The sequence below is a fragment of the Acinetobacter sp. YH12070 genome (genome assembly GCF_013419625.1).
Classification (GTDB): Bacteria; Pseudomonadota; Gammaproteobacteria; order Pseudomonadales; family Moraxellaceae; genus Acinetobacter; species Acinetobacter amyesii.
Window position 1 is genome coordinate 1 of record NZ_VOZT01000059.1, and the last position, 19,064, is coordinate 19,064.

Sequence of the window (19,064 nt, forward strand, 5' to 3'; positions counted from 1 at the left end):
GCGCGGTTTTAGAAGGAGTTGTAATTTTTCAAAAAAGATTGAAAACCATTTTAAAGCTTTCGACTTAACCTTTTTTTACATCAATAATGGCTTCATTTAATGTCAGCATACTTTTTGAAACACCACCAAAATTAATATGGAAAGCTTAACGCAGTCACAAATACATATTGATCCACGCGTTTTATTACTGGCGAAGTCCTCGGAGTCAGCTGAATGAAACAACTCTATAACCCAATTACATTACACCAATTATTTACGCGTTCGCAGCTCACTATCTTTGCTTTAACTTTTACGATTTGTTCTGCGATTTTTTTGGTTATTTCCACTTATACTATGCATACCTATGCAAAAAACAGCTTAACGATTTTATCGAATGCAATAAATGAACGCGTTCAACCTGCTGTGGTGTTTAATGACCAAACAACGATGCGTCAAATTTTAAACGAATACACTCGACTGTATCCCATTCGATCGATAGAAATTACTAACCATCAAAATGCCTCGCTCGCACATACTGAACAACAAGAAATTTCAACTTTTTCCAGCCAAGCGATTTTGGATTATTTCTTTTTTAGCCAACCGATTCGTTTAGATATCCATCATGATCAGAAAAGTTATGGTGAACTAATCGTATATGGAAACTCTTCAGATTTAGTTAGTTTCTTCCATAAAATTTTATTGGGTTTATTTTTAGGTTTTATTCTTTTATTGGCTACCGTATTTTGGTCGGTGAATTCTGTTTATCAATACTTAATGCAATCCGTTCGCTCTATTGTTGAATCTGCTCAGACCATTAGCATTAAGAAAGATTATAAAATGCGGGTTTCAAATTCCGATATTCAAGAATTACACGCGCTTAGTACCGCCTTTAATGGCTTACTCAGTGAAATCGAACAGTCGAATAAAAACTTAATTTCAGAAAATGACAAACTTATTCATCTAGCACGTCATGATGCATTAACCCAATTGCCAAATCGTAATTATTTTTATGAAAAGCTATTTGAACTTTTTGACTTACAAGCGAATGCTGCTGTGTTCTTTGTAGATATTGAAAACTTTAAACATGTGAATGACCAATATGGACACTTAGCTGGGGATGCAGTACTGCGTGCCTCATCACATTGTTTAAAACAAGCACTGCCAGATGATGCTTTCGTTGCGCGACTCGGTGGTGATGAATTTGCAATTATTATCAATCGCTTAAATTTCCTGACAGAACTCGAAGTCTATTGTCACAAAATACATGAATGCTATGGTTCCACATTTGTTTATGAGCAACATAATATTGCGTTACAAGCAAATATTGGTGTGGCACTGATCCAAAATGCGAAATCGCCAGAAGATCTAATCGCAGATGCGGATCGCGCCATGTATGATGCTAAACTTTCGAATAATCATTGGTGCATTGCACCACAACGCCCCAACTCATAGGATTTGCTATGTTAAAGAACGCATTTAAAGTTTTATTTATACTTGCATTCACGGCCACTATGACAGCCTGCATGAGTTTAGGTAACTTAAGCTACAAACAAGCACGCATGCTTAAAAAAGAAGGTTTTGTCTTAACCAATGATGGTTGGACACTTGCCCTACCAGAACGTCTTTTATTTGGTTTTGATGATTATCAAATTCAACCCCACCAACAAGGCAAGTTAAATACACTTGCCACTCAACTGATTAAATATGACCTAAACAAAATTAAGTTTATTGGTCATACGGATAATGTTGGACAAACCAATTACAACCAACAACTGTCAGAAAAACGTGCGCAAAGCGTCGCAAACGTCTTTTTAAAGCAAGGTTATAACAGTTCAAATATTCAAATTATTGGCCGTGGTGCTGAACAGCCGATGGTCTCTAATGACACCGAAACAAATCGTGCCATCAACCGTCGTGTAAATGTCACGATCATTCCCTAAATAGCGGAATTTAGAAAAGCCACCTTATGGTGGCTTTTTTATTTTTTATAAATTTCAGGCATAAAAAAACCGCTAAATGCGGCATCTTTTTCATAGCATTGCTTTTGAGATAAATGGTCGGAGCAGTAGGATTCGAACCTACGACCCCCTGGTCCCAAACCAGGTGCACTACCAGGCTGTGCTATGCTCCGCTTTCAACTTTAAAAGTTGGGGTGAATGATGGGATTCGAACCCACGACAACCGGAATCACAATCCGGGGCTCTACCAACTGAGCTACATCCACCATCATGTTCTTGCTTGTGAATAACCAATATAACGCATTTTAAATTACAGGCATAAAAAAACCGCTGTATGCGGTATCTTTTATCGACCGTTTTCTTTAAGAAAATGGTCGGAGCAGTAGGATTCGAACCTACGACCCCCTGGTCCCAAACCAGGTGCACTACCAGGCTGTGCTATGCTCCGAATTGGGGTGAATGATGGGATTCGAACCCACGACAACCGGAATCACAATCCGGGGCTCTACCAACTGAGCTACATCCACCATCACAACAAGTTTCAGATTCTAGTATCAGAACACCATTAAAATGGCGCGCCTGACAGGATTCGAACCTGTGACCATCCGCTTAGAAGGCGGATGCTCTATCCAACTGAGCTACAGGCGCATTACCGATGACATAGACTATCACGCGATTTTTGCCTTGAGAAATTGGTCGGAGCAGTAGGATTCGAACCTACGACCCCCTGGTCCCAAACCAGGTGCACTACCAGGCTGTGCTATGCTCCGTTTCATCTCAGCTTTCGCTGTATCGCATATCGTGCGGTACGGTGTGCATTCTAGGCGTGACGTTGATTAACGTCAACACCTATCTTCAAAAAAACATAAAAAATCATTTCAAGCGATTATTTATCAAGCACTTTAATCATTTTTCAAGCAAAAATTAACGTTTTAAACTGGCACTGAAATTCAACATCCGATCTAAAGGCAATTTAGCACGCTCAGCCAATGCCGGATCTACAAAAATTTCCTGATCACCTTTTTGTAAAACTTCCAGAATGCCATCCAATTCATTCATCGCCATCCAAGGGCAATGCGCACATGAACGACATGTCGCTCCCTCACCTGCCGTCGGTGCTTCGATGAGAATTTTATTCGGCACAGCTTGCTGCATTTTATAAAAAATACCGCGATCTGTTGCCACGATTAAACGTTCGTGTGGCAAGGTTTGTGCAGCCTTGATCAATTGCGAGGTGCTACCGACGGCATCTGCAATATCCACCACAGATTCTGGTGACTCTGGATGCACCAAAACTGCTGCATCGGGATACAGCGCTTTCATATTGGCAATACCACGTGCACGGAACTCTTCATGGACAATACATGCCCCATCCCATAGCAACATGTCTGCACCGGTTTTCTTTTGAATATAGCGACCGAGATGCTGATCGGGTGCCCAAATAATTTTTTCACCTAAACTATCTAAATGCTCAACAATTTCAACAGCACAGCTCGAGGTTACCACCCAATCTGCACGCGCTTTCACTGCTGCCGAGGTATTGGCATATACCACAACCGTATGATCCGGATGTGCATCGCAAAATTTGGTAAATTCATCGACAGGACAGCCCAAATCAAGTGAGCATGTTGCTTCTAGGGTTGGCATCAATACAGTTTTTTCAGGAGATAAAATCTTCGAGGTCTCCCCCATGAATTTCACGCCTGCAACCACCAACGTTGTTGCTTCATGATCCCGACCAAAACGTGCCATTTCAAGTGAATCCGAAACGCATCCACCGGTCAGTTCTGCTAGTTCCTGCACTTCAGGATCACAGTAATAGTGTGCAACAAGGACAGCGTTACGTTTTTTGAGTTCCGCTTTAATTAATTCAAACTTTTCAAGCTTTGCAGCTTCCGTTAAGTGATGCTCTTTAACATCGCCCAAACGATCCAAATGCGCTTGTACAATTGATTTTGCTTCATTTGCAATTAAGTTGTTTGCATTATTCATCACAACGTCTTCTCTACCCTTAATGCCTGCTACTACACAGGTGCTTCACAACTGACCCATAAATATGGCACTTGGCTATTTTTTACCGGTCATTAAAAAGTTCCACTTATAAAAAAGCCTCACAACGGAGGCTTTTCAAAAACATCAAATATCTTATGAACGATAATCTGCATTAATCTTGACATAGTCATACGACAGATCACAGGTATACACAGTATCTTGAGCACTGCCACGCCCTAAATCTACACGGATCGTGATTTCAGATTTTTCCATCTCCGCAGCCCCTGCTGCTTCGGTATAATCTGCTGCTGCGCCACCATCTTTACAGATTTGAACATCACCCAACCAGACCTGAATTTTTTCAACATCTAAGTTTGGCACACCGGCATAACCAATTGCTGCCAAAATACGACCCCAGTTTGGATCTGATGCGAAGATTGCAGTTTTAACCAACGGTGAATGTGCAATGCTATAAGCAATATCACAACATTCTTGAGTATCTGCACCGCCTTCTACCGCCACAGTAATAAACTTCGTCGCACCTTCACCATCACGAACAATGAGCTGTGCAAGACGTTTCATCACACGTGTTAACACGTCTAAAACAGCAGCATAACGTGAATCTGTTTCTGAAGTAATTTCTACGCCACCAGCTTGACCCGTTGCAATCAAAATACATGAGTCATTCGTTGAGGTATCACCATCCACCGTAATACGGTTAAACGACAGGTTAACTGTGGTTTTCAAAAGTTGTTGCACTAACTCACGACTAATGGGTGCATCAGTTGCTACATAACTCAACATGGTCGCCATATTTGGACGAATCATGCCTGCACCTTTAGAAATACCAGTCATGGTATACAGAACCCCATCTAGCTCAAACTGCTCAGATGCACCTTTAGGTGTGGTATCTGTGGTCATAATGCCTGTTGCCGCATCCAACCAAGCATCTTCTTGTAAACTATCTAATGCGGGTTGCAAGCCTTGAACCAAACGATCAATAGGTAATTGCTCGCCAATTACACCCGTTGAAAAAGGAAGGACTTCTGTATTTTGAACACCTGCCAGTTCCGCCAGTTTCGCACATGTCGCTTCAGCATTTGCCATACCGATTTTGCCAGTACCTGCATTGGCATTTCCGGTGTTAATCACTAAATAACGTGGATTACCTGCTAATAAGTGCGCTTTCGAAATATGAACCGGCGCTGCACAAAATGCATTTTGAGTAAAAACGCCTGCAACATTAGAACCTTCAGCAAATTCAAAAATGACAAGGTCACGTCGGTTCTGATAGCGCACATACGCTTCAGCCGAACCGATTTTTACACCTTTCACCACATGCATCTGTGGCATAGATACGTCACCAACTGCCATTTTTCAACGTCCAACTATATGAGTTATAAAAAATACAGCTTAGTGCAAAAACTATAAAAAATCGAGCAGAAGCACGGTTTTGCTGTAATTTTATTGTGGATTTCTTTTGCACATAAAAAAACCAGTCTTCCGACTGGTCTTTACCACTGTTCGTCGTAAATTAGTTACGCGCCAGCTGAGTTGCTTCATCAAGAAGCACTTGTTTCGCTTTTTGTTGACTCGCAGCAGAAAGTGCTGGGTTTTCAGCCACAATACGGTCAGCATTCGCCGCATTGGCTGCTGCAATTTTCGCAGTTTGCAATACGATCGGACGATTTGGATTGGCAAAGGTATAGCGAATACCCGTACGCGGGCTTGCTACAGTCACTTGACCGTCAGTACCAACCTGTACTTGAGTTGTTGTTGGACCAACTGCTTGTTGAACTTTCTCGACAGAAGTCGTCTGAGGAGCGTTTGCAAAGGCAAAAGTTGGCAAAGCCAAAGCAGCAATCATGAACGGTTTTAGTACTTTTTTCATTGTCTTTTCCGTCTTACGGTTATTGATAGAAACTAAATAACATTTAATCTGCTGAACTGCAAATACTATTCAGGTCAGATCAGCAGTGTAAATTAAAAATCAGAGCGCGAAGGCTCTGATTTATTTGAAATTAAGCAATGTCGTTTAGATTTTACCGTGACACTGTTTATATTTCAGACCTGAACCACATGGGCACGGTGAGTTACGGCTTTCCGGTGGCACAATCACTTGCTCTGCAGGTGTATATTGCGCATCGATAATGTCATCACCATTAGCTTCAGCCAATAAATTATCAAAGTCATTGTGTGACAATTGAAGATTCATTGATTCTGCTTGAGCCTGTTTTTGAGCTTCCATTTCTGCAAGTTCTTCGGCTGTTGGTACATGAATACGAGATAAATCTGTCACGACATCTGACTTAATCACCGCAAGCATGTTTACAAATAAGTTAAAGGCTTCTTTTTTGTATTCTTGCTCAGGATTTTTCTGCGCATAACCACGTAAATGAATCCCTTGACGTAAGTAATCCATCGCTGCCAAATGCTCTTTCCAATGGCGGTCCAATGAATTCAGCATAAAGTGACGTTCTAGCATTGCAGCTGTTTCGTCACCCATTTGCGTACGACGTGAGCGGTAGTGCTGAAGAACTTCATCAGTAATACGTTCAACCAAAGCTTCTTCATCTAAACGACGATCTTGCTCTAGCCACTGTGAAATTGGCAGTTCAATCGATAGATCTTCACGAAGTGCTTTTTCAAGACCTTCAATATCCCATTGATCGTGAATAGACTCGGGTGGAATATATACTTCGATCATGCCTTTAGTCACATCGTGAATCATTGTTTCGATGTAATCTTGCAATGATGCTTCTTCAAGAATTTCATCACGTTGAGAGTAAATAATCTTACGTTGCTCGTTGTTTACGTCATCGTATTTCAATAGATTTTTACGAATATCGAAGTTACGTGCTTCAACTTTACGTTGTGCATTTTCAATCGAACGTGACACCATTTTATGTTCAATGGCTTCATCTTCTTTCAGACCCATGGCACGCATCATTGCAACTACGCGATCACCCGCGAAGATACGCATCAAGTCATCTTCAAGCGACAAGTAGAAACGTGATACACCTGGGTCACCTTGACGGCCCGCACGACCACGTAACTGGTTATCAATACGACGAGATTCATGACGTTCTGAACCAATGATGTGTAAACCACCAGAGTTCAGCACCATTTCATGATTTTGTTCCCACTCTGCTTTCAAACGTGCTTCATCTGCTTCAGTCGGCTCTTCAATCTTCGCCAGCAACGCTTTCCAGTTACCACCTAACAGAATATCAGTACCACGACCAGCCATGTTAGTCGCAATGGTCACTGCACGAGGTGAACCCGCTTGCGCAATAATATCCGCTTCACGCTCATGTTGTTTCGCATTAAGTACTTCATGTTGAATACCAGCTTCTTTCAGCTTATCTGATAAAATTTCAGAGGCTTCAATGGTTGCTGTACCAATCAGGATCGGTGCAACACCCGCCTCATGAACACGTTGAATTTCTTGAATGATGGCGTTGTATTTACCTTCACGATTTAAATAAATTAAATCGTTTTGGTCATTACGAATCATCGGGCGATGGGTTGGAATAAGTACAACATCCAAGCCATAAATTTCTTTCATCTCTGCAGCTTCAGTATCTGCAGTACCCGTCATCCCTGATAATTTTTTGTATAGACGGAAATAGTTCTGGAATGTTGTAGTTGCTAAAGTTTGGTTTTCAGGTTGAATTTCCAAACCTTCTTTTGCTTCCACTGCTTGATGCAAACCTTCTGACCAACGGCGACCCGGCATGGTACGACCAGTGTTTTCATCGACAATGATCACTTCACCTTCGTGGATGATGTAATGCACGTTGCGTTGGTATAGGTAATGCGCACGAATGGCCGCAGAAACATGGTGCACCAAGTTTAAATTAGCAGATGAATATAGACTTTCACCTTCAGCAAGCAAGCCCATTTGAATCAATTCAGCTTCAACAGTTTCATAACCGACTTCGGTCATTTCTACTGAGCGCTGTTTTTCGTCAATCCAGAAGTGACCACCATCTGGTACCTTCTCTTCTTTTTGTGCATGAAGTTTTGGTGGAATGCTGTTAATGGCAGCATACAACTGTGATGAGTCTTCTGATTGACCAGAAATGATCAAAGGTGTACGTGCCTCATCAATCAGGATCGAATCGACCTCATCGATGATGGCATAGGTTAAGCTGCGCTGTTTTTTCTCAGCAGCAGAAAACACCATGTTGTCACGCAAGTAATCGAAACCGAATTCGTTGTTGGTACCGTAAGTAATGTCAGCACGATACGCTTGAGCTTTTTCAGTTGGGTCTTGCATTGAGTAAATAATCCCAATGCTTAAACCTAAAAATTCGAATAATGGACGGTTTAATTCAGCATCACGTTGCGCCAAGTAATCGTTCACCGTAATCACGTGAACACCTTCACCATTGATCGCATTGAGGTAACAAGCAAGCGTTCCCATGAGGGTTTTACCTTCACCGGTACGCATCTCTGCGATCTTACCTTCATGTAAAGTAATACCACCAATCAGCTGTACATCATAATGACGCATGCCCATGACACGCTTTGCAGCTTCACGACAAACAGCAAACGCTTCAGGTAATAATTTATCAAGGCTGTCGCCTTTTTTATAACGTTCTTTGAATTCTTCAGTTTTTGCAGATAAGTCTGCATCGCTTAGAACAGATATCGTCGGCTCGAGCGCATTAATCTTCTCTACGATTTTACGCATGCGTTTGAGTTCGCGCTCATTTTTGGTACCGAAGATTCCTCCGATCAGACTTGCCAACATGAATAGACTCTCTAAATCTTGCTTGTCAAATGAATATATTTTCTTAGTCGTTATTATGGTGCTAGAAATTCGAAGTACAAGGGTTTTGCACAAAAATCCCCTTAAATATTCTGCGCTCGGGTTCTAGCCCCGGAGACTTAAGGCAAGCTAATGTAACAAATTTTCTGCAGACAACATAGTGACTCTGTCGTGAGATATTTCGCATTTATCCCCCAATAAAACTGTTTTATATGAAATATATTCATAAAGAAATGAAAAAACACTATTTTTAATCATAAAAAAAATCCTTCATATTTATTTTTGAGTTAAACAAATTCAATAAATACGGGGATATTCCATGACGATTCGTTTAGGTGATACTGCACCAGACTTTACTCAAGACTCAAGCGAAGGCAGCATTCATTTTTATGACTTTTTAGGTGACAGTTGGGGCATTTTATTTTCGCATCCAGCCGATTACACCCCAGTCTGCACCACAGAACTTGGATTTACCGCAAAACTAAAAGATGAATTTAGCAAACGTGGTGTCAAGGCCATTGCCCTGTCTGTTGATGATGTTGAGTCGCATCATGGTTGGATTAATGACATTAATAATACTCAAAATACCACGGTGAACTTCCCGATCATTGCAGACAAAGACCGTAAAGTGTCTACCCTTTATGATTTCATTCACCCCAATGCCAGCGAAACATTAACTGTTCGCTCTTTGGTGATCATCGATCCAAATAAAAAGGTCCGTTTAATCATTACTTATCCTGCATCTACAGGGCGTAACTTCCATGAAATTTTACGTGTCATTGACTCTTTGCAACTGACAGACAACCATAAAGTTGCAACACCGGCCAACTGGCAACAAGGTGAAGATGTGGTGATTGTGCCGTCATTAAAAGATGAAGAGGAAATCAAACAACGCTTTCCTCAAGGATATAACGCAGTTACGCCTTACCTTCGTTTAACGCCTCAACCTAAGTGAGGATAAAACGGAGCATTACGCTGTCCGAGCGCAAGATAAGAAGCTCTGCTGTGAGTGACCAAAGCGAAGGTACAAATTTAACTATTTTTAAGTGCAGCACCTGACCCAACTCAGAATCATAACCATAGTTACTTATAGTTTTCCCCTCAGAACGAATTACGAGCCCGTTCTGGCATTCTCCAACCTGCTCATCTTCGGATGAGCTTTTTTTTGATTACAAATTCCTCTCTGGGATTAGATTGGTTAAACATCACAATTCCGTTATAACTAAGAAAAACTTGAAAACAACAAACCGTGATTCATCAAATTCATCATTTACATTGTGGTAGTTTTTGTCCAACGTGTGCCCCTTTATTTGGACAGAAAGGCTTTCGCGCACATTTGGTCTGTCATTGCCTGCTCATTGAAACAGATAAAGGGCTCGTCTTAGTCGATACAGGACTGGGCTTACAAGATTATATACATCCACAAAATCGTTTAGGTCGGTTTATTTCACGCACAGCGCAGATCAAATTTAATCCGCAACTAAGTGCGATTCATCAAATTCAAAAATTAGGCTATAGGGCTCAAGATGTTCAACACATTTTGTTGTCACACCTAGATTTTGATCATGCTGGCGGGATATCAGATTTTCCGCAGGCGACCGTGCATGTCTTAGCCAGTGAATATAACGCCACTCAAAATCTTCACAACCTTAAATCACGACTGCGCTATCGACCACAGCAGTTCCAACAGCATCGTTATTGGAACTTTATCGAAAACATCGGGACGCAAGCATGGTTTAACTTAGAGCACACTGCCGGTCTATCTATTTTTCAAGAGGATATTTTAATGCTCCCACTTTTGGGACATACCGCGGGTCATGCCGGTATTGCGATTAAAAACAACCATCGCTGGTTGTTATATTGCGGCGATGCTTATTACTCACAGCATCAATTAAATCCAAATTTTCATTCGCGGGCCTTAAATCAGCTTGAGCGTTTATTTGCCACCGACAATACACAGCGACTGCACACACTTCATAAGATTCAGCAGTTAGCACAGCATCCGGACATCGATCTCATCTGCGCACATGACCCATTCGAACTCGCTCGCTATCAGAACACAAGCAATGACCGCTAAAATCCTGCCAATGATCCTCCTTAGTGTTAGCTTCAGCTTCACGGGTTGCATGACATCAAATCCATTACCGTTAAATGAACGTCCTAAGCATTGGGGAAAAGTCGTTCATCAACAGCATAATTTTTATCAAATCAGCCCAACAGTATTTCGCAGTGAACAACCTGATGTAGATCTCGCCCCTGTTCTACGAGAACAGCACATCGATGTGATCATAAATTTACGTTCACGGCACCATGACCCAGAACGCTTAAACAATGTCATTGATACGCAAAAGGTTAAATTTGTACATATTCCGATACACACGTGGCAAATCGATCGTGAAGATTTACTGACGGTGATGAAAACCATAAAAGAAGCTGAACAACAGCAGCAAAAAGTGTTAATCCATTGCTACCACGGCTCAGACTGTACAGGTGCGAGTGTGGCAATGTACCGAATTATTTTTCAGCATTGGTCCATTGAGGAAGCAAAGCGTGAAATGAAACAAGGTGGCTATGGCTTCCACCCTATTTGGAAAAATATTGACCGTTTATTCAGCCCTGAAAATATAAAATGGATTCAGCAACAACTACTGAATCCATCTTATTAAAGGTCATTCCTCAAATAAACTTAGCGTTTATCGAGAGGTACCCAATCAATCACCCAAGCCGATTTCATATTCAAACTTGCATCTGAATTGATCTTTTTACGTGTTGCGTCCGCAGCATCACGGTCCTTCGAAGGGCCAACCATAATACGAATGCCTTTAGATGTAGGACTCTTCGTCACTTTATAGCCTTTTGCACGTAATTTTGCAGCGACGGCATCTGCATTGGCTTCATTGGCAGCCAGTGCAACTTGTACCATCCATTGCTTATCGCCATTTTCCAACAGATCACGTGCTTTTTCAGCTTCAGCTTTTTTCTTGGCTTCGGCTTTACGCTTTTCTTCAGCTTGTTGCTTCGCTTCGGCTGCTTTCTTATCTGCTGCTTTTTTCTCAGCTTCAGCATGTGCTTTACGTTCAGCTTCTTTTTGAGCATCCGCTTTACGTTTTGCTTCGGCTTTTTGTTTATCTGCTGCGATACGTGCCTGATCAGCCTTTTGCTGCGCCGACTGAGTCTCTAACTTTTTTTGAGCCGCCAACTTATCCTCAGCTAAACGCTTTTGCTTGGCTTTTTCATCTTCAACCAATTCGGGAGGAATATTATCCGAACTTTGTTGAGCTGAACGATGTGCGTTTAAAGCTGCATATTCTTCTGCTGCTTTACGTGCTGCATCCGCTTCCGCTTGTTGTTGCATCGCTAAAAATTCTGCTGCACGTGCTTCTTGCTCCGCAACCGATTTTTCACGGGTACGTCGTTGTTCTTCGAGCAAACGCTTTTCAGTTTCAACATCAACAGTCAATGATGACATTTTACCCGCACCCTGACCTTGTTGCTCAACTTGAGCCATTTCAGGGGTTTGGCTTTGATTTTGATGTATTTCTTCTTTGCCTTTAAGTAAAAGTGCGGCCAGCAGTACACCACCACCTAATAAAACAACACCACCCATCCAGCGTTGTTTGTTATTCATTGACATTCTTCCAGATACTCCCATACCGCTTCTAAGGTATGAAATGAACCACATACCAGAATCAGCTGATTATTCTTTGTTTCTTCCAGCGCGGACTTAAAAGCTAATTGCACATTGTCATAATGTTCTACGACTTGATGCTGCAGTGCGCTATCCAATTGTGTGATAGATGCCGCACGTGGCACATTTAATTGTGCAATTTTCCACATTCTTACCGTATCTTTCAATAAGTTAACGACAGAATTTATGTCTTTATCAGTCAGCATGGAGAAAACGCTGATCACTTCTGTGTATTGTTTATTGTACTGGAGGAAATTTCGCAATTGCTTTAACAAAAATTCAACACCATGCGGGTTATGTCCCGCATCGAAAATCACCGTTTTACCTGCAATTTCTCTAACTTCAAAACGGCCTTGTAACTTGGCATTGATAATCCCCTGAGCGATCGACTGCTGAGAGACCACTAAACCACTGGCCAATATTGCTGCTACAGCCGTAGAGATATTTTCGAGCGCCAAAGAACCCACGGGCAGTTTTAAAGTTGTACCTGATGAAGCAAACATCCAAGATTGTCCGTCATCACTGTACTGATAAAAATAATCACGATTGAGTACATGTAAAGCAGCTTGGCAATCTTCTGCTTTTTGACGAATGGCTTCAGGCAAAACTTGCTGCCCGCCAAAAATTACGGGAATATTTGGACGAATAATTCCTGCTTTCTCAAAAGCAATTTTTTCAATGGTGTCGCCCAACCAATCGGTATGGTCTAAACCAATATTGGTAATCACTGCAACATCTGGATCGACGACATTGACCACATCAAGTCGACCACCTAGGCCTACTTCAAGTACCCATACATCGCAATGTTGCTGTTTAAAAATAACAAAAGCGGCCAAAGTGGTCGCTTCAAAAAAAGATAAACTTAATTCACATTCACGACGCGCCTGATCAACGGCTACAAAAGCATCAATCAGGATTTGGTCGGCCACTTCAACACCTTGAAGCTTTACACGTTCATTGAATCGATAGATATGCGGTGATTGGTATAGCCCCACGTTATACCCTTGGGCATTTAAAATCGCAGCCAAAGTGGTCGTGGTTGAACCTTTACCGTTTGTTCCCGCGACCGTCAGCACTTTCGCATCAGGCTGGGTTACACCGAGTCGTTCCGCAACAGGAATCACCCGTTCCAGACCCAAATCAATACCCGTAACATGAACATGGCTCCAATAATCGAGCCATGTACTTAAAGAATCAGATGCAAATGGTGCTGTGTTCAAGGCAAGTTCATCAATTTCGCTACAATACGATAAACTGTATCACGTAATGCATGACGGTGGACAATTTGATCGACTACACCATGATCAAGCAAGTATTCTGCACGTTGGAACGGTTCTTCCAATTTTTCACGTACAGTTTGCTCAATTACACGCTTACCAGCAAAACCAATCATGGCTTTCGGCTCAGCCAGATGAACATCGCCTAACATTGCCAATGATGCAGTCACACCACCATAAACTGGATGTGTCAATACCACTAGATAAGGCAAGCCTGCATCTTTCATTTTTTGGATGGCTGCAGAAGTACGCGCCATTTGCATGAGTGACAACATACCTTCTTGCATACGCGCACCACCAGAGGCAGCGAAGCAAATAAGCGGTTGTTTAGCTTTAATCGCAAGTTCAGCCGCTTGAACAAAACGGTCACCGACCACTGTGCCCATTGAACCGCCCATGAAATCAAACTCGAAAGCGGTCGCAATCATTGGAATGCCTTTCAGCGTTCCTTGCATTACCACTAAAGCTTCTGTTTCACCGGTTTTTTTCTGCGCTTCAGACATACGGTCTGGATACGCTTTGCTATCTACAAATTTAAGTGGATCTTTGGCTTTAAATTCTTGACCCAATTCTTTTTGTACTTGGTCAAAGAACCAGTTCAAACGATCACGTGCTTTCATTCGCAAGTGTTCATCACACTGTGGACAAACGTAGGCATTAAATGACATCGCAGTACGAGTCACAAGTGCATGACACTCAGGACATTCAATCGTCGGCTCAGTAAATGTCGCCTTTAATGCTTGCTGTTCATCAGGTACATGAATACCTGGTACCGCACGCTCTGTCCATGGCGTAGATGCGCTCAGAATTTTGCCTGTTTTTGCGTCTTGACTCATACTAACTCATCGAGCGCAGCTCGAAGCTCCTTCACTTTATTCACTGTTTCGATTACAGCTTGTTCTGGCGCTAAGTTTGCAAATTGTTTAACAAAAGCACTACCTACAATTACCGCATCCGCAGCAACACCCATGGCTTTCGCCGATGCTGCATCACTGATACCAAAGCCAACGCCGACAGGTACCTGACTATACGATTTGATTTTTTGAATACGTGCCGCAGCTTCAGCAACGTCTAAAGTCGCTGCACCTGTCACACCTTTCAAAGAAACATAGTAGATAAATCCACTGGCTTGTTTCACCACATGCTGAATACGTTCATCAGTGGATGTTGGCGCAAGTAAGAAGATTTGATCCATGTCGTATTTTTTCAATACTGCATCTAGATCTTTTGCTTCTTCTGGTGGAAGGTCCACCAAGAGCACGCCATCTACACCGCATTCATGTGCATAGGCAACAAACTTTTCATAGCCGATTACTTCAACGGGGTTTAAATAGCCCATCAGTACTACTGGTGTTTCTGTATCGTTTTTACGGAACTCTTTCACCATGTTCAAGGCATCTAGAGTATTGGTTCCTGCAGCAAGTGCACGCTCAGCGGCAAGTGCAATAACAGGACCATCCGCCATTGGGTCTGAAAATGGAAGGCCCAATTCGATCACATCTACACCTGCCTCAACCATTTGATGTAACAAAGGTACCGTTACTTGTGGATGAGGGTCACCAGCCATAACATAAGAAACCAAGGCCTTACGCTGTTGAGATTTAAGCGTTCCAAATCGAGTGGCTAAACGTGACATAGGGTTATACTTTCCTTGAATGAATCAAAACTATGATGTGGGTTTTGTCGAAATACAAGACATCGCATTGTAACGCTATTTTTTACCCATTGAACAGGGTATACAATCCTCAGTCGGCATTTCTCATGCAAACATAATTTTCCAGAACAACCCGAAAGCATCATTTACCGATATTTCAGTTTTTTTCACAATGATCAAAGATGCCTAATTTTAGGATCTGGCAAAATTATAAGGTTTTAGATTAACTTAATTTTATCATCAAAAAAATGTTAAAAATAACAGGCTTAGCATTTACATTTTAATTTTCCTTAAATTGCAAAACCTGCTTTATACTAGCCGCATACTTTTATTTTTTTATCTCCTATGTCCTCCGATTCACAAGTGAAAGTGCCTGCTCGGGCATTTGCACTGCTCCCGCTTATTGTTTTTCTGACCATTTTTTTGGGCAGTGGTATTTACCATTCCATCATTGGAACTGAGTTTGCGTTCTATCAAGTGAAAGCCCCAGTCGCTGCTCTTCCTGCAATTGTATTGGCAATTTTGCTCTATCGCGGCAAGATAAATGACGCGATTGATACATTTATGAAAGGTGCCAGCCACCCGAATTTGATCTTAATGTTCATGGTCTTTATGCTCGCTGGTGCTTTTGCCAGTGTCAGCAGTGCCATCGGTAGTGTCGATGCAACAGTGCAATTCGGACTATCGGTAATTGCGCCTGAGTTCGTGCTGCCTATGCTGTTTATTATTGCGGCCTTTATTGCCACAGCGATGGGAACCTCCATGGGCACCATTGCAGCCTGCGCGCCAATTGCCTTTGGTTTTACTCAAGTCACCGAAATTGAAGTGGTGTATGCCATTGGTGCTGTGGTCGGTGGTGCTATGTTTGGTGATAATCTGTCGATGATTTCAGATACCACCATTGCTGCAACGAACAGTCAAAAAGTTCAACTTCGCGATAAATTTAAGGTCAATGTCTGGATTGCTGTTCCTGCATCGATCGTCAGCATCTGTATCTATTTAATTATGAGTCAAGGTTCACAAGCGATTGAACACAAAGCTTATAATGCGTGGCTAATCCTGCCGTATTTAGCCGTATTTATTTTGGCCTTTTCACGTTTGCACGTGCTTGCTGTGCTGACTATTGGTGTCTTACTGTCTGGTTTGATTGGTTTGGTGATTCAACCTGAATTTAATTTTTTAAGCTTAAATAATTCTATTTATGAGGGCTTTACCGGCATGTTTGAAGTTGCCCTGCTTTCTATTTTCTTAGGTGGTATTTCTGCCATTATGCAAAAAGAAGGCGGTTTAGAATGGCTGATTCAACGTATTTACAGCATTACACGCTGCTTTAAAGTTGGTGCTGAACGCGCAGGTGAAATTGGTATCAGTTTCTTGGTGATTTTCTCTAACCTATTTGTAGCAAACAACACTGTCGCAATTATTTTATCTGGTGACATGGCACGTGAAGTCGCCAAAGAATATGGTGTAGACCCTAAACGTGCTGCTGCGCTCTTGGATATTTTCTCTTGCGTAGTCCAAGGTCTCATTCCTTATGGTGCACAGCTGTTACTGGCTTGTTCGATCGCAAAACTTTCACCTGTGGAACTGATTGGTAGTGTGTATTACTGTTGGGTCTTGGCAATCTTTGCCATCCTTGCCATTTTACTTCGGTATCCAAAATTAAAAGCTGCGGCATAAGTTTGGCTTTAAAGAAAAGCGGTCGTTTGACCGCTTTTTTTAATGTTGTTTGAAAGGCTTTTCTTAACGAGCAATCTGCAGGTTTTATTCTAATCTCAAGGCTTTTTTTCGCGCTAATAATGTCTCTCCGCTATATGCCTTAAAAGCACGTGCCAAAGCAGACTGATCTGAATATCCTAACTGCAACGCGATATCCGTCAAATGGGTTTGTTGTGAAAGTAGATATTCACAGCGTTTCATCCGTTCCAGCTCCAAAAGCCGTTTAAACGAAGTGTCTTTCTCCTTTAACTGTCGTTGCAAGGTTCTGACTGACAGATGTAAGTCCTCTGCTAACCACTCTATTTTAGGGGCTTGCTGTTTTCGTTTGAGATGATCAGCGATGCATTGTTGCATCTGTAGAATTGGATCTGCATGTTGCGGACGAGCGGCGATCGCCTCTTCGGCCTGACGTAATAACAATTGCATCAGTGACGGATCAGCAAGTTCTGACTTTAAATCCAAACTGTCTGCATGAATCACAAATGAATATTTAAGGGTCGAAAATTCCATTTGGCAACCATAAAACTTTTCATAGTGATAACGTGCCATCCGCGGCACATGTGCAAAATGAATGCGGAGTAACTTTAAAGAATCTGGAAAAATTTGCTTGGCCAAATGTGCCATACAGGCCATGGTCAATTCATTCACCAACGCATATTCATCATCATGCTGTGGCCAAGACAGTATAATTTGATGATCTTGATGGCTCATATTCATCGGCACAATTTGCGCGCCATCAATCACCAAACGACTAAACCGCATCACATATTGCAAAGCATCTGCTACGCTATTACTCAGTGTCGCCATATAGCCTAACACCCCAAAATGCTCCGCACGAATATACTTGGCCATTTCAAAAACCAATTGCGGGCAATCCAGATGCTGCTGAGTCAGTTGCATGATGCTGTTAAAAAAAGAATTCGGCGATTGAGAGTCGATCGGCAAAGACAGCACATGCTGAATTTGCGCAGCATACGGCGCAATCCATTCAAGCTGTGTATAGTTTAATTCACGCTCAATTAAGACCATATTCCATAGTTGGAAGTAACCATTTGGGATCTGAATTTCAGCCATCTCGCCCCTCTTTCTGACCTGCCAATTCTGACATTTTATATTTTCATCATGGCGTAAAATGTATAAAAATTGGCAATATCTGTCAAAACAAAGTGCAATTTCTCCGACATACTGCAATCAACACGACTCGCACAGAAAAAATATCATGAATGCTATCGTCAAATATCAAGTCGAACCCATTGTTCGCACAAAGCTAAATTTTAAGTTAGAAGAAATCCCGCGCTATTGGTTTGGCGGAGACCCCTTTTTAACACGTATGTTTGATGCCTTGAGCCTGACCTTTCCTGATGGCGAGCGCTATTTTATTGAATCTGTACGTCTGTTCCGCAGTCAAATTCAAGACCCTGATTTACAACAACGTGTCGCTGACTTTATTCGTCAAGAAGCGCAGCACGGTATGGCGCATGACAAAATGAATATGTTGATGAAACAACAAGGCATGCCTGTCGATGCGTTCATTAAACGTCTAAATAAAATTTTTAAATTTGAACTGAGCAAACGCTCACCTGAATACAACATTGCCATGACGGCTTCTGCCGAGCATTTGACTGCATTGATGGCTGAAACCTTTTGTAGCCAAAAGTCCGTCTTAGAATCTGCGCATCCTTATGTCCGTGCATTATTTATTTGGCATGCGATAGAAGAAATGGAACATCGCGATGTGGCTTTTGATGTGATGAAAGATGTGGCTAAGGTCGATGAAAATCTAAAGAAATTTACTTTGGTCTGGACCAGTGGATTGATGCTTGGCTTTACCTTATACCGTGCTAATGTGATGCTGAAACATGACGGGTTCAGCTTCACTGAACGTTTAAAATTAAGGCTCTAGACTAGCAGAATAGATATGTTAGTCTAGAATCATGATAGAAAACAGTAAATTAAGTCACTATAAGATTAAAAAAATTATTCAGTGCTTTTGCATTGATATTCCTGCTTCTAAAACAGC

Annotated in this window: 15 protein-coding genes, 6 tRNA genes and 3 pseudogenes; 9 read left to right on the forward strand and 15 right to left on the reverse strand. The window is 41.8% G+C overall.

Annotation, left to right across the window (positions count from 1 at the left end; translation table 11 throughout):
• The 3 genes and pseudogenes from FTU17_RS14335 to FTU17_RS14345 all read left to right on the forward strand — a co-directional run.
• Window positions 1–100, forward strand: a pseudogene (locus FTU17_RS14335) (IS1 family transposase); the annotation flags it as partial.
• Between the two features lie 113 nt (window positions 101–213).
• Window positions 214–1,431, forward strand: coding sequence for a diguanylate cyclase domain-containing protein (locus tag FTU17_RS14340; RefSeq protein WP_180135822.1), 1,218 nt, complete (start codon window positions 214–216; stop codon window positions 1,429–1,431).
• An 8-nt stretch (window positions 1,432–1,439) separates the two neighbouring features.
• Window positions 1,440–1,919 carry an OmpA family protein gene (locus FTU17_RS14345; RefSeq protein ID WP_180135824.1) on the forward strand — a complete coding sequence of 160 codons (480 nt, stop codon included), beginning with the start codon at window positions 1,440–1,442 and terminating at the stop codon, window positions 1,917–1,919.
• Between the two features lie 114 nt (window positions 1,920–2,033).
• Here the strand turns inward: FTU17_RS14345 and FTU17_RS14350 are convergent.
• The 10 genes from FTU17_RS14350 to secA form a co-directional block, all read right to left on the reverse strand.
• Window positions 2,034–2,110: transfer RNA gene (locus FTU17_RS14350), tRNA-Pro, on the reverse strand.
• A 17-nt stretch (window positions 2,111–2,127) separates the two neighbouring features.
• A tRNA-His gene (locus FTU17_RS14355) sits at window positions 2,128–2,203 on the reverse strand.
• A gap of 105 nt (window positions 2,204–2,308) precedes the next feature.
• Window positions 2,309–2,385 (reverse strand) — tRNA-Pro (locus FTU17_RS14360).
• 3 nt (window positions 2,386–2,388) lie between these two features.
• A tRNA-His gene (locus FTU17_RS14365) sits at window positions 2,389–2,464 on the reverse strand.
• Window positions 2,465–2,508: 44 nt separating this feature from the next.
• Window positions 2,509–2,585: transfer RNA gene (locus FTU17_RS14370), tRNA-Arg, on the reverse strand.
• Window positions 2,586–2,630: 45 nt separating this feature from the next.
• A tRNA-Pro gene (locus FTU17_RS14375) sits at window positions 2,631–2,707 on the reverse strand.
• Window positions 2,708–2,861: 154 nt separating this feature from the next.
• Window positions 2,862–3,929, reverse strand: coding sequence for a quinolinate synthase NadA (nadA, locus tag FTU17_RS14380; RefSeq protein WP_078191211.1), 1,068 nt, complete (start codon window positions 3,927–3,929; stop codon window positions 2,862–2,864).
• 153 nt (window positions 3,930–4,082) lie between these two features.
• Complete coding sequence (gene argJ / locus FTU17_RS14385) at window positions 4,083–5,303, reverse strand: bifunctional glutamate N-acetyltransferase/amino-acid acetyltransferase ArgJ (protein ID WP_180005408.1); 1,221 nt, start codon at window positions 5,301–5,303, stop codon at window positions 4,083–4,085.
• A 160-nt stretch (window positions 5,304–5,463) separates the two neighbouring features.
• Window positions 5,464–5,820, reverse strand: a complete 357-nt coding sequence (locus FTU17_RS14390; RefSeq protein ID WP_078191213.1) for a hypothetical protein — start codon at window positions 5,818–5,820, stop codon at window positions 5,464–5,466.
• Window positions 5,821–5,964: 144 nt separating this feature from the next.
• Window positions 5,965–8,688 carry a preprotein translocase subunit SecA gene (secA, locus tag FTU17_RS14395; protein WP_180011742.1) on the reverse strand — a complete coding sequence of 908 codons (2,724 nt, stop codon included), beginning with the start codon at window positions 8,686–8,688 and terminating at the stop codon, window positions 5,965–5,967.
• A 337-nt stretch (window positions 8,689–9,025) separates the two neighbouring features.
• On the opposite strand from secA, the gene FTU17_RS14400 reads away from it, so the two are divergent.
• From FTU17_RS14400 to FTU17_RS14410, 3 genes are all read left to right on the forward strand, one after another.
• Entirely contained in the window at window positions 9,026–9,661 is a 636-nt protein-coding gene (locus FTU17_RS14400; protein WP_078194127.1) for a peroxiredoxin, read from the forward strand.
• Between the two features lie 294 nt (window positions 9,662–9,955).
• Window positions 9,956–10,783 (forward strand): MBL fold metallo-hydrolase, encoded by an 828-nt coding sequence (locus FTU17_RS14405; RefSeq protein ID WP_168378781.1) that lies wholly within the window; start codon window positions 9,956–9,958, stop codon window positions 10,781–10,783.
• A 49-nt stretch (window positions 10,784–10,832) separates the two neighbouring features.
• Window positions 10,833–11,372, forward strand: a complete 540-nt coding sequence (locus tag FTU17_RS14410; protein WP_373684074.1) for a dual specificity protein phosphatase family protein — start codon at window positions 10,833–10,835, stop codon at window positions 11,370–11,372.
• A 20-nt stretch (window positions 11,373–11,392) separates the two neighbouring features.
• Here the strand turns inward: FTU17_RS14410 and FTU17_RS14415 are convergent, their stop codons facing one another.
• Genes FTU17_RS14415 through trpA form a run of 4 tightly spaced genes read right to left on the reverse strand, consistent with a single transcriptional unit; the run spans window position 11,393 to window position 15,307 of the window.
• A complete protein-coding gene (locus FTU17_RS14415; protein ID WP_180135828.1) occupies window positions 11,393–12,334 on the reverse strand; it encodes an SPOR domain-containing protein in 942 nt (313 codons plus the stop codon).
• Window positions 12,331–13,614 carry a bifunctional tetrahydrofolate synthase/dihydrofolate synthase gene (gene folC, locus FTU17_RS14420; protein WP_180049949.1) on the reverse strand — a complete coding sequence of 428 codons (1,284 nt, stop codon included), beginning with the start codon at window positions 13,612–13,614 and terminating at the stop codon, window positions 12,331–12,333. The genes FTU17_RS14415 and folC overlap by 4 nt, the downstream gene beginning before the upstream one ends.
• Window positions 13,611–14,507: an acetyl-CoA carboxylase, carboxyltransferase subunit beta gene (accD, locus tag FTU17_RS14425; protein ID WP_180005414.1), complete on the reverse strand. Its 897-nt coding sequence runs from the start codon at window positions 14,505–14,507 to the stop codon at window positions 13,611–13,613. Before accD ends, folC begins: the two co-directional genes overlap by 4 nt.
• Window positions 14,504–15,307 (reverse strand): tryptophan synthase subunit alpha, encoded by an 804-nt coding sequence (gene trpA, locus FTU17_RS14430; protein ID WP_180065259.1) that lies wholly within the window; start codon window positions 15,305–15,307, stop codon window positions 14,504–14,506. Before trpA ends, accD begins: the two co-directional genes overlap by 4 nt.
• 363 nt (window positions 15,308–15,670) lie before the next feature.
• Between trpA and FTU17_RS14435 the strand changes: the two genes are divergently transcribed.
• Entirely contained in the window at window positions 15,671–17,005 is a 1,335-nt protein-coding gene (locus tag FTU17_RS14435) for a Na+/H+ antiporter NhaC family protein (protein WP_180135830.1), read from the forward strand.
• A gap of 84 nt (window positions 17,006–17,089) precedes the next feature.
• Here FTU17_RS14435 and FTU17_RS14440 read toward each other — a convergent pair whose 3' ends face one another.
• On the reverse strand, window positions 17,090–18,118 hold the full coding sequence (locus FTU17_RS14440) for an AraC family transcriptional regulator (protein WP_180135832.1): 1,029 nt from the start codon (window positions 18,116–18,118) through the stop codon (window positions 17,090–17,092).
• A gap of 145 nt (window positions 18,119–18,263) precedes the next feature.
• Here FTU17_RS14440 and FTU17_RS14445 point away from each other — a divergent pair.
• Both FTU17_RS14445 and FTU17_RS14450 read left to right on the forward strand, forming a co-directional pair.
• Window positions 18,264–18,944, forward strand: a pseudogene (locus FTU17_RS14445) (metal-dependent hydrolase); the annotation flags it as partial.
• Between the two features lie 34 nt (window positions 18,945–18,978).
• Window positions 18,979–19,064 (forward strand): annotated as a pseudogene (locus FTU17_RS14450) (IS1595 family transposase); the annotation flags it as partial.

What these genes read in the sequence shown, in the direction of transcription:
- FTU17_RS14340 (WP_180135822.1), top strand. Translation starts at nt 214, where the DNA reads ATGAAACAACTCTATAACCCAATTACATTACACCAATTATTTACGCGT.
- FTU17_RS14345 (WP_180135824.1), top strand. Translation starts at nt 1,440, where the DNA reads ATGTTAAAGAACGCATTTAAAGTTTTATTTATACTTGCATTCACGGCC.
- nadA (WP_078191211.1), bottom strand. Translation starts at nt 3,929, where the DNA reads ATGAATAATGCAAACAACTTAATTGCAAATGAAGCAAAATCAATTGTA.
- argJ (WP_180005408.1), bottom strand. Translation starts at nt 5,303, where the DNA reads ATGGCAGTTGGTGACGTATCTATGCCACAGATGCATGTGGTGAAAGGT.
- FTU17_RS14390 (WP_078191213.1), bottom strand. Translation starts at nt 5,820, where the DNA reads ATGAAAAAAGTACTAAAACCGTTCATGATTGCTGCTTTGGCTTTGCCA.
- secA (WP_180011742.1), bottom strand. Translation starts at nt 8,688, where the DNA reads ATGTTGGCAAGTCTGATCGGAGGAATCTTCGGTACCAAAAATGAGCGC.
- FTU17_RS14400 (WP_078194127.1), top strand. Translation starts at nt 9,026, where the DNA reads ATGACGATTCGTTTAGGTGATACTGCACCAGACTTTACTCAAGACTCA.
- FTU17_RS14410 (WP_373684074.1), top strand. Translation starts at nt 10,833, where the DNA reads ATGACATCAAATCCATTACCGTTAAATGAACGTCCTAAGCATTGGGGA.
- FTU17_RS14415 (WP_180135828.1), bottom strand. Translation starts at nt 12,334, where the DNA reads ATGAATAACAAACAACGCTGGATGGGTGGTGTTGTTTTATTAGGTGGT.
- accD (WP_180005414.1), bottom strand. Translation starts at nt 14,507, where the DNA reads ATGAGTCAAGACGCAAAAACAGGCAAAATTCTGAGCGCATCTACGCCA.
- trpA (WP_180065259.1), bottom strand. Translation starts at nt 15,307, where the DNA reads ATGTCACGTTTAGCCACTCGATTTGGAACGCTTAAATCTCAACAGCGT.
- FTU17_RS14435 (WP_180135830.1), top strand. Translation starts at nt 15,671, where the DNA reads ATGTCCTCCGATTCACAAGTGAAAGTGCCTGCTCGGGCATTTGCACTG.
- FTU17_RS14440 (WP_180135832.1), bottom strand. Translation starts at nt 18,118, where the DNA reads ATGGCTGAAATTCAGATCCCAAATGGTTACTTCCAACTATGGAATATG.